Origin of the sequence: Teichococcus deserti, from assembly GCF_001982615.1 — a bacterium.
Lineage (GTDB): Bacteria > Pseudomonadota > Alphaproteobacteria > Acetobacterales > Acetobacteraceae > Pseudoroseomonas > Pseudoroseomonas deserti.
The window spans coordinates 1-13,752 of the sequence record NZ_MLCO01000049.1; the positions used below are offsets into that span (position 1 = coordinate 1).

Below are 13,752 nucleotides of genomic sequence, written 5' to 3' on the forward strand. Positions count from 1 at the left end.
GAGGCGGTCGACCGCCTCTCCGGCCGCGGCATCGGCCTGTCGGTCGTGGCCGAGGTCGCGCGGTCGCTCCGCGGCGCCGCCAGCCTGCGCCCGCGCTTCCCCTGGGGCGCCGAGGTCGAGATCGCCGTGCCGTTTTCCGCCGCCCGCCAGCCGCTGCTGCTGGTCGAGGCCGCCGGGCAGAGCTATGGCCTGCCGAGCCACGGGGTGGAGCGGCTGCTGCGCCTGCCGGCCGCGGCGCTGGAGACCGTCGAAGGCCAGCCGGTGCTGCGCATCGAAACCGAGGGCCGCGACGTTATCGCCCCCGTGATGGCGCTGCCTGTCCTGCTCGGCGAACCGGCCACCCCGATCCCGGTGGAAGCCGGCCATGTCAAAGCGGTGCTGCTGAAAAGCGGCGACCGCCGCTGCGCCGTGGCCGTCGACGCGCTGCACGACCTGCGCGAACTGGCGGTCGAGGCGCTGGCGCTGCCCGGCGTCGACCCCTCCCTGGTCACCGGCGTCGCCCAGCCGGAAGGCGCGCTGCCGGCGCTGGTGCTGAGCCCCGAGGGCCTGGTCGGCCGCTGGCTGCGCGATGCCGGGCAGCTGGCCGGCGCCGGGCTGGGCCTGGCCGCCGCGCCGCAATCCCGCCCCGCCGCCACCATCCTGGTGGTCGATGATTCCATCACCACGCGGACATTGGAAAAAAGCATCCTGGAGGCGCAGGGCTTCCGCGTGCTGCTCAGCGTCGACGGGCTGGACGCGCTGAACCTGCTGCGCGCCGGCGATGCGCCGGTCGACCTGGTGGTGGCCGATGTCGAGATGCCGCGCATGGACGGCTTCGGCCTGCTGCAGGCGCTGAAGACCGATCCGCGCCTGGCCGCCATCCCGGTCATCCTGATGACCAGCCGCGCCGATCCCGAGGATGTCCGCCGCGGGCTGGAGCTCGGCGCCGGCGCCTATATCACCAAGCAGAAGTTCGACCAGCGCGAGCTGCTGGCGACGATCGGCCAGATGCTGTGACCGCGCTGCCCGACCCTGCCGGCGGCGGCGGCGCCGTGCGCGTCATGATCGTCGAGGATTCCCTCGTGGTGCGCCGGCTGCTGGCGCATATCGTCTCGCGCGATCCGCGCCTGACCCTGGTCGCCGCCGTCGCCTCGGCCGAGGAGGCGCTGCAGGAGCTGCCGCGCATCCGCCCCGACGTCATCTCCATGGACATCCGCCTTCCCGGCATCGACGGGCTGGAGGCGACGCGCCGCATCATGGCCGAGCAGCCGACGCCGATCGTCGTCATCGCCGACAGCGTCGAGGACGCCTCGCTGCGCATCTCGATGAACGCGCTGCGCGCCGGCGCCCTGTCGGTCGTCGAGAAGCCGGTCGGCATGGCGACCGGCGGGCATGAGCGCATCGCCGAGACCATCTGCACCCAGCTCTACATCATGAGCCAGGTGCCGGTGATCCGCCGGCGCGGCTCGGCCAACGACCGGCCGGTCGCGCTGCGCCCCGCCCCGCCGCGCGCCGACCAGCCGCCGCAGCGGCCGGGGATCATCGCCATCGCCGCCTCCACCGGCGGGCCGCCGGCGCTGGCCCAGGTGCTGGGCGCGCTGCCGGCCGAATTCCCGCTGCCGGTGCTGGTGGTGCAGCACATGGGCGGCAGCTTCATGGAAGGCTTTTCCCAGTGGCTGGACGGGCTGGTGGCGCCGCCCGTCGCCATCGCCCAGGAGGGCGAGGTGCCGCTGCCCGGCCGCGTCTATGTGGCGCCCGGCGACCGCCACCTGATGGTCACCGCCCAGGGCCGGCTGCGGGTCAGCGCCGAGCGGCCGCTGGGCAGCCAGCGCCCGGCCGCCACCCTGCTGTTCCGGTCGCTCGCCGAGCATTGGGCGCCGCAATCGATCGGCGTGCTGCTGACCGGCATGGGCGAGGACGGCGCGCTGGGCCTGGCCGAGCTGCGCCAGGCCGGCGGCTATGCCATCACCGAGCATGAAAGCACCGCGGTCGTCTACGGCATGCCGGCGGCGGCGGTGCGGCTCGGCGGCTCCAGCCTCAGCCTGCCGCTGCCGATGATCGGGCCGCGGCTGCTGCAGCTGGCGGGCGTCACCCCGCCATGACCGCCCCCTCCATCCTGCTGGTCGAGGATTCCGACACCCAGGCGCTGCAGATGCGCCGCCTGCTGGAGGCGCAGGGCTTCGCCGTCTCCCGCGCCGCCAGCGCCGAACTGGCGCTGGAGCAGCTGAACGAGGCGCTGCCGGCGCTGGTCATCGTCGACTACCACCTGCCCGGCATGAATGGCGACGAGCTGGCGCGGCAGATCCGCCTCAGCACCCGCACCCGCGCCATCCCCGTGCTGATGCTGACCGAGGCGCGGGAAGGCGACCTGGAGCGGCAGGGGCTGGAATCCGGCGCCGACGCCTATGTGCCGAAATCGGCCGATCCGGCGCTGCTGCTGCTGCGCCTGCGCGCCCTGCTGCGCCGCCGCGAATCCGGCACCATTCCCGGCGAAGGCCCGTCCCCCCAGGGCGCCGCCGAGACCTTCCGCCGCGCCCGCCTGCTGGTGGTCGACGACAGCGTCACCTACCGCGCCTATCTGGCCGGACTGCTCGGCCGCGACGGCCATGCCGTGCAGGCGGTGGACAGCGCCGAGGCCGCGCTGCAGGCCGTGGCCGCCGCGCCGGCCGAGCTCGACTGCGTCATCCTCAATGCCTTCAGCCACCGCTTCGACGGCATTGCCCTCTGCGACCGGCTGAACGCGCTGCGCGGCGCCCCCGGCGAGAGCAGCGGCTTCCAGATCGTGGCGCTGGGCCATGACGGCGCCGCCGGGCGCGAGATGCTGGCCGGTATCTTCGAGGCCGGCGCCGACGACCTGATCCCCGCGACGGCCGAAGCCCGGGTGCTGTCGCTTCGCATCCGCGCGGCCTTGCGCAGGAAGTTCCTGCAGGACGAGGACCGCCGCGCGGTTGCCGAGCGGCGCGAGCGCGAGCTGTCGATGCGCCACGCCCAGGCCGAGGCCGCCGCGGCGCAGGCCCTGGCCCGCGCCAATGGCGAGCTGGAGGAGGCCAACCGCGCGCTGCGCGACACCCAGACCAAGCTGGTGCAATCGGCCAAGATGGCATCCCTTGGCGAGCTGGTCGCCGGCATCGCGCATGAGATCAACAACCCGCTGGCCTTCATCGTCGCCCACCAGGCGACGGTCGAGCGGCTGCTCGGCCAGGTGCAGCCGATGCTGGAGGACGGCTCGGCCGCCGTGCCCCTGGTCACCCGCTGCCGCGACCGCTCGCATTCGATGACGCTCGGCCTGAAGCGCATCCAGGACCTGGTGCTGAACCTGCGGAAGTTCTCGCGCCAGGACGACGCCTTCCAGCGGGTCAACGTGCCCGACGCGCTGGACACCATCCTGGCCCTCCTCGACCACAAGTTCGCCGACCGGCTGGAGATCCGCCGCGACTACCGCGCGGTGCCGGAGCTGCGCTGCTCGCCCTCGCTGCTCAACCAGGTGGTGATGAACATCGTCAGCAATGCCGCCGACGCCATCGAGGGCCGCGGCAGCATTGCCGTCGAGACCGACAACGACGCCGAATCCTACCGGATCAGCGTGACCGATTCCGGCCCCGGCGTGCCGGAGGACTTGCGCGAGAGGATATTCGAGCCATTCTTCACCACCAAACCGGTGGGCGCCGGCACGGGCCTCGGCCTGGCCATCGCCTACAATGTCATTCAGGCGCATGATGGCACGATCAGCGTCGGCAGCGGGCCGCAGGGCGGCGCCTGCTTCGTGGTGAGCGTGCCGATGCAGCCGGGACGCTGAGACCGACCATGACGATGATGCCGGATCCGCCCGCCACGCTGCTGCTCGTCGATGACGAGCCGGAGATCCTCGTCGCCCTCTCCGACCTGCTGGAGGACGAGTTCCGCGTCCTCACCGCCAGCTCCGGCCCGGCGGCGCTCGCCCTGCTGGGGCACCAGCCGCCCGGCGCGCCCGAGGTGCATGCCATCCTCTCCGACCAGCGCATGCCGGAGATGACCGGCGACGTCTTCCTCGCCCGCGCCCGCGAGGTCTGCCGCGCCGAGACGCTGCTGCTGACCGGCTATGCCGACCTCGACGCAGTGATCAGCGCGGTGAACCACGGCCGTATCGCCGGCTATGCGCCGAAGCCCTGGGAGCCGGCGGCACTCCTCAGCATGGTGCGCAGCGCCGTCGAGCGCTTCCGCCTGGCCCGCGCGCTGGAGACCGAGCGCGCGCTGCTGCAGGGCCTGCTGGCCTCCTCGGCCGACGCACTGTCCTTCAAGGATCGCGGCGGCCGCTTCATCCGGCTGAACGCCGCCAAGGCGCAGTCGCTCGGCCGCAGTATCGAGGCCAGCCTGGGCCTCGAGGAAGCCGCCCTCCTGCCGGAGCCCGGCCGCAGCGCGCTGCATGTCGCCGAGGCCGAGGCCTATGCCGCCGGCCGCGCCACCGAAAGCCTGGAGCAGCGCCACCCTGCCGGCGCCCCGGCGCCGCGCTGGATCCGCACCATCCGCATCCCCGTCCACGACGGCGACGGCGAGGCGCGGCATCTCGCCACCATCGAGCACGACATCACCGAGCAGCGGCTGATGGAGGAGCGTCTGCACCAGGCCGAGAAGATGCAGGCGCTGGGCACCATGGCCGGCGGCGTGGCGCATGACTTCAACAACCTGCTGACCGCCATCCTCGGCAGCCTGGAGCTGCTGCTGCACAGCAACCTCGCCGAGCCGCGCCAGGCGGTGCTGGTGCGCAACGCCATCAAGGCGGCCGAGCGCGGCTCCACCCTGACCCAGCGCCTCCTCAGCTTCAGCCGCAAGCGCGAGCTGCAGCTGCGCGCGACCGACGTCAACCAGCTGGTCGCCGAGCTCGAGGACCTGCTGCTGCGCTCGATCGGCCAGGCCGAGCTGCGCCATCGCCTGGATGCCGATCTCTGGCCCGCCATGGTCGATCCCGAGCAGCTGGGCCTGGCGCTGCTCAACCTCTGCATCAACAGCCGCGACGCCATGCCCGAGGGTGGCAGCATCACCATCGCCAGCCGCAACCGCCGCATCCTGGAGGACCAGGTGGCCGATCTGGCGCCCGGCGACTATGTCTCGCTGCGCGTCATCGACACCGGCAGCGGCATGTCGCCCACGGTGCTGGGCCAGGCCTTCGAGCCCTTCTTCACCACCAAGGAGGTCGGCAAGGGCACCGGCCTCGGCCTGTCGATGGTCTATGGCCTGACGCGGCAATCCGGCGGCACCACCACCATCGCCAGTGCCCCGGGCGAGGGCACCACCGTCGAGCTGCTGCTGCCCCGCGCCAACGCCCCCGTCGAGGTCCCGGTCGTAGGCGATGAAGCCCCCGCCGTCCCGCCGCGCCAGGCGACCGTGCTCGTGGTCGACGACGACCACGGCGTGCGCGGCGTCACCGCCACCTTCCTCGCCGATCTCGGCCACCGCGTGCTCGAGGTCGCCGACGGCGAGGCGGCGCTGGCCCTGCTGCAGGACGGCGAGGAGATCGGGCTGCTGGTCACCGACTTCGCCATGCCGCGAATGACCGGGACCGAGCTCGCCGAACGCGCCCGCGGGCTGCGGCCGGGACTGCCCGTGCTGGTGTTGACAGGGTATGCCGATGCGGCGCCCCTTGCCGCGGGGCAGCCGGTGCTGCGCAAGCCGTTCAGGCTCGGGGATCTCGCCAAGAGCGTCGAGACGCTGCTGAAGTAAGCAAGGCCAGGGGAATGAATTCCCCTGGACCCCTTCTTTTTTCTATCTCACCAGACTTGCCGCCTTCTCCGCGATCATGATGACGGCAGGCTGGATGTTGGTCGACGGCACCAGCGGCATCACCGAGGCATCCACCACCCGCAAGCCTTCCACGCCGCGCAGGCGCAAGGAAGGGTCCACCACCGCCTGGTCGTCGCTGCCCATCCGGCAGGTGCCGCAGGGGTGATACACCGTCGTCCCCGCGCGGCGGATATAAGCCAGAAGACTGTCGTCGTCGTCATGGTCGGCGGGCGGCGCGATCTCCTCCTCCACCAGGTCGGCGAAGGGCGCGGTGCGGCCGATCTGCCGGCCCAGCCGCGCGGCCGCCACCATCGCCCGCTGGTCCGACGGCGCCGACAGGTAGTTCGCCTCGATCACCGGCGCCGCCGCCGGATCGGGGCTGCGCAGCCGGACCTCGCCCCGGCTGTCCGGACGGCACTGGCCGAAATTGATCATCACGCCAGGATGCTTCGGCAGGACGTAGCCGGTGCTGGCCAGGCTGAAATTGATGAACTGGAACTGCACCTCGGCCTCCTCGGCGCCGGGTGTCACGCGCGCGAAGCTGGTCGCCTCGGTCGCCCCCACCGCCAGCGGGCCGTCGCGCCGCAGCGCATAGCCCATGGCGGTGGCCGCCAGCCGCAGCGGATTGGCCATCACCTCGTTCACCGTCCCCGCCGCGCGCGTGCGGAAATTCAGCCGCGCGATCAGATGGTCCTGCAGGTTGCGCCCGACGCTGGGCCGGTGCAGCTGCACCGGGATGCCCATCGCCTGCAGCGCCGATCCGTCGCCGATGCCTGACAGCATCAGCAGCTTCGGCGAGACGATGGCGCCGGCGCTGAGGATCACCTCGCGCCCGGCCAGGAAATGCTCCTCCCCCGCCTGGCCGGCCCGCTGCGCCGCGACGCCGATCGCCCGCCCGTCGCGCAGCAGGATGCGCCGCACGTCGACGCCGGTCAGCACTCGCAGGTTGGGGCGCCTGCGCGCCGGCGCCAGATAGGCGCGCGCCGTGCTGACCCGCCGCCCGCCGCGGACATTCATCTGGATCGGCATGACGCCGTCGATCGGCCCGTCATTCATGTCGGCGTTGAACGGCATCCCAGCCGCCTGGCAGGCTGCGATGAAGGCCTGCGCCCCGGGCGACATCCTGGTCACCTGGCCGACGGGCAGCGGGCCGCCCGTGCCGCGTGCCTCGCTGGAAGGTCCGGCCCAGTCCTCCATCCTGCGGAAGAAAGGCAGCACCTCGTCATAGGACCAGCCACGCGCCCCCGCCTGCGCCCAGCGGTCGAAGTCCCGCGGCGAGCCGCGCAGGAAGACCAGCCCGTTGATCGACCCCGACCCGCCCAGCACTTTTCCACGCGGCCAATTGATCCTGCGATCCGCCAGTTCCGGCTCCGGCTCGGTCGCGAATTTCCAGTCGTAGCGCCCGCTGGCGAAAAGCCGCGCATAGCCGGCGGGGACATGGATCCAGAGGTCGCGATCCTCCGGCCCTGCCTCCAGCAGCAGCACGCGGTTGGCGGGATCCTCCGACAGCCGCGCCGCCAGCACGCAGCCGGCCGATCCGCCGCCGACGATGATGTAGTCTGCCGATTCGTCCACGCTGCCCGCCTTCAGGTCATCATCATGCCGCCGGCGACGTCGACGACCTGGCCGGTGACGAAGGAAGCCTCCTCCGAGCTGAGATAGAGCGCAAGATCCGCGACCTCCTCCGGCCGCCCCAGGCGCCCGAGCGGGGTCGCCGCCACCTGCCCGGCATTCACCGCATCCCCCACCGTGCGGATCAGCGGCGTGTCGATCCGGCCGGGCGCGATGGCGTTGATGCGGATGCCGTAGCGGCCGAGCTCGCCCGCCAGATGCTTGGTCAGCCCGATCAGCGCCGCCTTGGTCGCCGCGTAATGCGCGCCCACCACGACCGAATAGGTGCGGCCCGCGACGGAGGACATGTTGACGATGGCGCCCCAGCCGGCCTCGCGCATGCCCGGCGTCAGCAGGCGGATGGCGTTGAAGCAGCCGTTGAGGTTGACGGCGACGACGCGCTCCCACTCCTCCGGCGCCATCTCCCAGGCCTCATGCGCGCGGCCGTCATGCTTGGGCGAGATGCCGGCATTGTTGACCAGCACGTCGAACCTGCCGCCCAGCTTCTCCTCCAGCTGGCTGACGGCGACCGACAGCGCGGTGAAGTCGGCGACATCGGCCGCGGCCGCCGCCGCCTTGCCGCCGGCGGCCGTGATGGCAGCCGCGGCGGCCGCGGCCCGCTCGGGATAGGCGTCGAGCACGCCGACCGCGGCGCCGCGGCGGCCGAAGGCCTCGGCGATGGCGGCGCCGATGCCCTGGCCGCCGCCGGTGACGAGGACGAACCGCCCGGCATGGCTCGGCCGGGACTGCAGCGCTTGCGTCATCTCGCTTCCTTCAGATACCCAGATAGGCGCGGCGGACATGGTCGTCGCGCAGCAGCGCTTGCCCGCTATCGGTCATGACGATCTCGCCGTTCTCGAGGACATAGCCGCGATCGGCGATGTTCAGCGTGCGGAACACGTTCTGCTCGACGATCAGCACGGTGACGCCGGTGGCCACGATCTTCTCCACGACGTCAAAGACCTGCGCCACGATGATCGGCGCGAGGCCGAGCGACGGCTCGTCGAACATCAGCAGCTTCGGCCGTGCCATCAGCCCGCGGGCGATGGCCACCATCTGTTGCTCGCCGCCGGAGAGCGAGCCGGCATGCTGCTCCAGCTTCTCGCGCACGCGGGGGAACAGATCCATCACCTCGTCCATGGTGGCGCTCATCCGGGCGCGCGCCTGCGGCGTGTAGGCGCCCATCCGCAGGTTGTCGCGCACCGACATGAAGGGGAAGAGCTGCCGCCCCTCCGGGATCAGCGTGATGCCGCGCGCCACCACCTCATGCGGCGACAGTTTTCCGATCGGCTCGCCCTCGAAGGTGATGCTGCCCGATGTCGGCCGCACCAGCCCGGCAATGCTGCGCAGCGTGGTCGTCTTGCCGGCGCCGTTGGCGCCGACGATGGTCACCACCTCCCCCTTCTGCACCTCGACATTGATGCCATGCAGGATGGTGGTGCGGCCGTAGCCGGCCTGGACGTCATTCAGCGTGAGCATGGGAAAAATCCTTCCCCAGATAGGCCTCGACCACGACCGGGTCGCGCACGACATCGGCCGGCAGGCCCTCGGCGATGACGCGGCCCGAATTCAGCACCACGACGCGGTCGGACAGCGCCATGATCGCCTGCATCACATGCTCGATGGCGATGATGCTGACGCCGCTGTCGCGGATGCTCTCGACCAGGCGGATGGCGCGGCGGACATCGGTCTGGTTCAGCCCGGCCATCACCTCGTCCAGCAGCAGGATGCGGGGCTGCATCGCCATGACGCGGGCGATCTCCAGCCGCTTCAGCCCGCCGATGGTCAGGCTGCGCGCCTCGACGTCGCGCTGCGCCCAGAGCCCCATGCGCTGCGCCGTCTCCAGCGCTGCCTCCCGCGCCGCGGCACGGCCGGGATGCTTGTGGAAGGCGCCAATCATGATGTTCTCCAGCACCGTCAACGCCGCGAAGGGCTGGACGATCTGGAAGGTGCGGCCGATGCCGGCCTGGGCATAGCCATGCGGCGTGCTGGGCGTGGCTAAGGTGCCATCCGCCAGCCGCAGCTTCACCAGGCCGCTGTCGGGCGCGAGAAAGCCTGAGAGCTGGTTGAACAGCGTCGTCTTGCCCGCGCCGTTCGGCCCGATGATGCCCAGCACCTCGCCCTGCCGCAGGGTCAGGCTGACGTTCTGGGTCACCGCCAAGCCGCCAAACTTCTTTTCGAGGTTCTCGGCCAGGAGGATCGGTTCACCGATGGCGCGCGGCTCTACCGGGCGCGGCGTGGCGGGAAGCGGCGCTGCCGCTTCGACATCCTGGCGCGGTGTCGCTGGCCGCCGCCGCAGCAATCCTGCGAGACCGTCGGGAACGAAAAGAACAATCAGCACCAGCACCGTGCCATAGACGAAGCCGTGCAGGCCGAGCGCCGAGGCGCCGAGCCAGCCGCGCGCCAGCTCGGTCAGCGGCACCACCAGCAGCGTGCCCAGCAGCGGCCCGATCACCGTGCCGATGCCGCCGATCAGCGCGAACATCGCGATCTGCACCGAGAAGGCCAGCGAGAACATCGCCTCCGGCTCGATGAAGGTCAGGTACATGCCGTGGAAGGTGCCGACCATCGAGGTCAGCGCCGCCGAGAGCGCGACGGCGTAGAGCCGCATGCGCAGCGTGTCGATGCCGGCCGCCGCCGCCGCCGCCTCGCGCTCGCGCGTCGCGACCAGGTAGTAGCCGAAGCGCGCATGGCGGATCCAGCCGGTGATGGCGACGGTCAGCGTCAGCAGCCCGAGCGCGATCAGCAGCGAGGGCCAGCGCTCGAAGAAGATCATCCAGGCCCAGCCGGTCTGCAGCGGCACCATCAGCCCGACGGCGCCGCCGGTGAGGCCGGTGAAATGCAGCGCCAGCAGCCGGATCACCTGCAGGAAGGCGATGGTGGCCAGCGCGAAGAAGGGCCCGCGCAGCCGGAAGCAGGGCAGGCCGATGGCGACGCCGACCATGGCCGAGATCGCCGCCCCGGCCAGCATGCCGAACCAGGGAGAGATGCCGAGCGGCACCAGCAGCCCGGCGGTATAGGCGCCGATGCCGTAGAAGATCGCGTGGCCCAGCGACAGCTGCCCGGCGAAGCCGCCGACGATGTTCCAGGCGGTGGCCAGCGCGCCGTAGAGGCAGATGGTGATGAAGACATGGAAGACGAAATCGTCGCCGATGCCGTAGGGCACGGCGAAGAGCGCGATCAGCAGCGCGACGACGCCCAGCATGCCGGGATCGATGCGGCGGCGCGGCGGGGTTGGGGCTTCGAGGGTCAGGTCGCTCATGCGCCTCACTCCGAGCCGCGGCCGAGGCCGAAGAGGCCGGTCGGGCGCAGCAGCAGGATCAGGATGAACAGGCCGAAGATCACCACCTCCTTCAGGTCGGGGGCGATGTAGAAGCCGCTCAGGCTGTCGACCAGCCCGATCAGCAGCGCGCCGATGAAGGCGCCGTGCAGGCTGCCCATGCCGCCCAGCACGACGACGACGAAGGCGGTGAGAACGAAATAGGTGCCGACGGTGGGCGAGGTCGGATAGACTGGCGCCACCAGTGCCGCCGCCAGGCCGACGCAGCCGGCGCCGATGCCGAAGGTCACCATGTAGATGCGGTTGACGTCGACGCCCATCAGCTGCGCCGCCGCCCGATGCTGCGCGGTCGCGCGGATCGCCCGGCCGAGGAAGCTGCGCTCCATGAAGACATGCAGCCCGGTGACCACGGCGATGCCGGCGCCGAACATGACGAGCTGGCCGACGATGATGCGGAAGGGGCCGAGCATGATCGGGTCGCGCACATGGGCCGCCGGCGTGGCGTAGAGGTCAGCGCCGAAGAGCAGCAGCGCCAGGTTGATCAGCGCGGTCGACAGGCCGACGGTCGCGAAGATCTGCACATGCGCGTCGCGCGCCTCCAGCAGCGGCTGCAGGATGAAGCGCTGGATGGCGACGCCGATGACGAAGAGCACCAGCACCAGCGGCGGCGCCAGCACGTAGGGGTGCAGCCCGAGCTTGGTGGTGCCCAGCCAGGTCAGGTACATCCCCGCCATCAGCAGCTCGCCGTGGGCGAAGTTCACCAGCCGGATGATGCCGAAGATCAGGGTCAGGCCGACGCTGATGATGGCGAAAAGCCCGCCCAGCATTAGCCCGTTCAGCACGAGCTGCAGGAAGGTGTCCATGATCTTCTCCCCCCGGAGGTGGCAGGGCTCAGCGGCGCAGGCGCATCTCGGAGACCGCGGCGTTCGGCGGGAAGACGGTGACCAGGCGGCCGTCCTGCCACTGCATGCCCATCATCTTGGCGCGCTCGTTCTGGCCGTCGGGGCCGAACTTCACGCCCCAGCCCTCGGCGGTCTGGCCGTCGGGCACGTCGACCGCGGCGACCGCGGCGCGGATGTCATCGGCCGAGAAGGATTTTGCTGCCGCGATGGCGTCGAGAAAGACCTTGGCGCCGACATAGTTGCCGAGGCTGTGGCCGGAGCGCGGCTCCATGTTGTAGCGCGCGCGATAGGCGGCGACGAAGGCCTCGATGCCCGGCGCCGCGGCCGGGTTGATGGCGAATTGCGTGAAGTCGATGTTCAGCGCGCCGTCGATCACGTCCTGGCCGACCGCCTGCATGGTCTCGCGCAGCGAATAGCCGCCGCCGCCGCCGATGATGGCGCGCGGGCGGAAATTCGCCTCGCGCGCCTGGCGGAAGAACAGCACCGTGTCGTTCTGGTAGGAGGTCTGCAGCACGACATCCGCTCGCGCCGCCTGCAGCCGCAGGATCAGCGAGGACATGTCGACGATGTTTGCCGGATAGGGCAGGGTCTCGACGATGTTCAGCCCATGCTCGCGGGCCAGCGCCGCCTGGAAGCGGCCGACCGTGGTGCCGTAGAGGCTGTCCTCGTGGATGATGGCGACGCGCAGCGCCTTGGGCTCCACCGACAGGGCAGGGGCGACTGCATTGGTCACCATCTCGATCGAGCGCGCCGCCATGTCGCGCGCCGTCGGATTGGTGCGGAACAGGTAGCGGAACTTGCGGTCGGTGATGGCGTCCGACACCGCGCCCATCTCGAAATAGGGGATGCGGGCCAGCTCGGCGACCTGGCTGGCCACCTGGCTGCGCGCCGAGGAATAGGTGCCGAAGATGGCGCGCACGCTGTTCACCGAGATCAGCCGCCGCGCCTCGGCCACCGCCTGGTTGTTGTCGACGGCGTCGCCGCGCACCAGCACGATCTTCTCGCCGCGGATGCCGCCCGCCGCGTTGCGCTCCTCGACGGCGAGCTCCAGGCCGCGCCAGCTTTCGTCGCCCAGCATGGCGAGCTCGCCGCTGAAGGGGAAGAGCGCGCCGAGCCGCAGCTCCGCCTGGGCTGCGCTCGCCGTCAGTCCGAAGCCCAGCCCTGCCAGCGCGCCGAGCATCAGTCGGCGGCCGCCTGTCCAGTCGATCATCCGAACCTCCCGTTTTTTTCGCGCCGGCGCTTCAAGCGTCGCCTGGTCGCAGCAGTATCTTGATCGCGCCGCGCTGCCGCGCGGTCTCGAAGCCTTCCAGCGCCGCCGAAAGCGGCAGCTCGGCCGAGATCATCGGCGCCAGCTCGGCGCGATGCGCGGGTTCGGCCAGCAGCGCCAGCACGCCCGGCCAGGCGGCGCGCGTCGTGTCATGCGCGGCGCGCAGCTGCTGCTTGTTGCGGACGAACGCCGTCACCGGCAGCGAGAAAGGCGCCGCATGGATGCCAGCGATGGTGAAGACGCCGCTGGAGCGCAGCACCGACAGCCCGTCGGCAATCGAGGCGGTAACGCCGGTCGCCTCGATCACCCGGTCGACCTTCTCGCCAAACACCGCCTGCACAGCCGCGGCGAGGCTGGTCGACGCAAGATCGACCAGGTTGCGCAAGCCCATGCGGGCGGCGCAGTCGAGTCGAAGCTTGTCGTTGAAGCCCGCCAGCAGCACGCGGGCGCCGCGATGCTGCGCCATCCAGGCGATGGCCAGCCCGATCGGGCCGGGGCCCAGCACCAGCACCGCCTCGCCGGGCTGCACGCCGGCCACCTCCACCGCGTTCCAGGCGATGGTCAGCGGCTCGGTCAGCGCGCCCATTTCCACCGGCACGCCCTGCGGCAGCCTGAAGCAGTTGCCTGCCGGCGCCAGCACGGCCGACGAAAAGCCGCCGTCGCAATGCAGGCCCAGGATACGGCGGGCCTGGCAGTCCTGGCTGCGGCCTTCGCGGCAAGCGCGGCAGCGGCCGCAGCCGATGGTCGGCCAGGCGGTGACGGCGTCGCCGAGGGCGAAGCCGGTCACGCCCTCGCCCAGAGCCGTGACCACACCTGAGAATTCGTGGCCCAGGGTGAAGGGCATGTAGGGCGCCATGAACTCATAGCCCGGCGTCCATTCATAGGCATGGATGTCGCTGCCGCAGATGCCGGCGGCGGCGATGCGGATGGCGAGCTCGCCCGGGGCAGGGGGGGCG

11 protein-coding genes are annotated in these 13,752 nt (G+C 71.1%); 4 read left to right on the plus strand and 7 right to left on the minus strand.

Annotated elements, in window-relative coordinates:
* The 4 genes from BKE38_RS06560 to BKE38_RS06575 all read left to right on the plus strand — a co-directional run.
* Positions 1–996 (plus strand): ATP-binding response regulator (locus BKE38_RS06560; protein ID WP_131829501.1); only part of this gene is annotated, 996 nt, incomplete at its 5' end.
* A gap of 44 nt (positions 997–1,040) precedes the next feature.
* Positions 1,041–2,081, plus strand: a complete 1,041-nt coding sequence (gene cheB / locus BKE38_RS06565) for a chemotaxis-specific protein-glutamate methyltransferase CheB (protein WP_076956568.1) — start codon at positions 1,041–1,043, stop codon at positions 2,079–2,081.
* The gene (locus tag BKE38_RS06570; RefSeq protein WP_076956561.1) at positions 2,078–3,775 is read left to right on the plus strand and encodes a response regulator; all 1,698 of its coding nucleotides are present in this window, start codon (positions 2,078–2,080) and stop codon (positions 3,773–3,775) included. Before cheB ends, BKE38_RS06570 begins: the two co-directional genes overlap by 4 nt.
* 8 nt (positions 3,776–3,783) lie before the next feature.
* Complete coding sequence (locus BKE38_RS06575; RefSeq protein ID WP_076956562.1) at positions 3,784–5,676, plus strand: response regulator; 1,893 nt, start codon at positions 3,784–3,786, stop codon at positions 5,674–5,676.
* Between the two features lie 42 nt (positions 5,677–5,718).
* On the opposite strand, the gene BKE38_RS06580 is transcribed toward BKE38_RS06575, so the two are convergent.
* From BKE38_RS06580 to BKE38_RS06610, 7 genes are all read right to left on the minus strand, one after another.
* On the minus strand, positions 5,719–7,311 hold the full coding sequence (locus BKE38_RS06580; protein ID WP_076956563.1) for a GMC family oxidoreductase: 1,593 nt from the start codon (positions 7,309–7,311) through the stop codon (positions 5,719–5,721).
* An 11-nt stretch (positions 7,312–7,322) separates the two neighbouring features.
* A complete protein-coding gene (gene fabG, locus BKE38_RS06585; RefSeq protein WP_076956564.1) occupies positions 7,323–8,111 on the minus strand; it encodes a 3-oxoacyl-ACP reductase FabG in 789 nt (262 codons plus the stop codon).
* A gap of 10 nt (positions 8,112–8,121) precedes the next feature.
* Entirely contained in the window at positions 8,122–8,826 is a 705-nt protein-coding gene (locus BKE38_RS06590) for an ABC transporter ATP-binding protein (protein ID WP_076956565.1), read from the minus strand.
* Positions 8,810–10,609 (minus strand): branched-chain amino acid ABC transporter ATP-binding protein/permease, encoded by a 1,800-nt coding sequence (locus BKE38_RS06595; RefSeq protein WP_076956566.1) that lies wholly within the window; start codon positions 10,607–10,609, stop codon positions 8,810–8,812. Before BKE38_RS06595 ends, BKE38_RS06590 begins: the two co-directional genes overlap by 17 nt.
* A 5-nt stretch (positions 10,610–10,614) precedes the next feature.
* Positions 10,615–11,490: a branched-chain amino acid ABC transporter permease gene (locus tag BKE38_RS06600; protein ID WP_076956567.1), complete on the minus strand. Its 876-nt coding sequence runs from the start codon at positions 11,488–11,490 to the stop codon at positions 10,615–10,617.
* Between the two features lie 28 nt (positions 11,491–11,518).
* Positions 11,519–12,739: an ABC transporter substrate-binding protein gene (locus tag BKE38_RS06605; protein WP_207553510.1), complete on the minus strand. Its 1,221-nt coding sequence runs from the start codon at positions 12,737–12,739 to the stop codon at positions 11,519–11,521.
* Positions 12,740–12,770: 31 nt separating this feature from the next.
* A partial coding sequence (locus BKE38_RS06610) for a zinc-dependent alcohol dehydrogenase (RefSeq protein WP_083747337.1) occupies positions 12,771–13,752 on the minus strand: 982 nt, incomplete at its 5' end.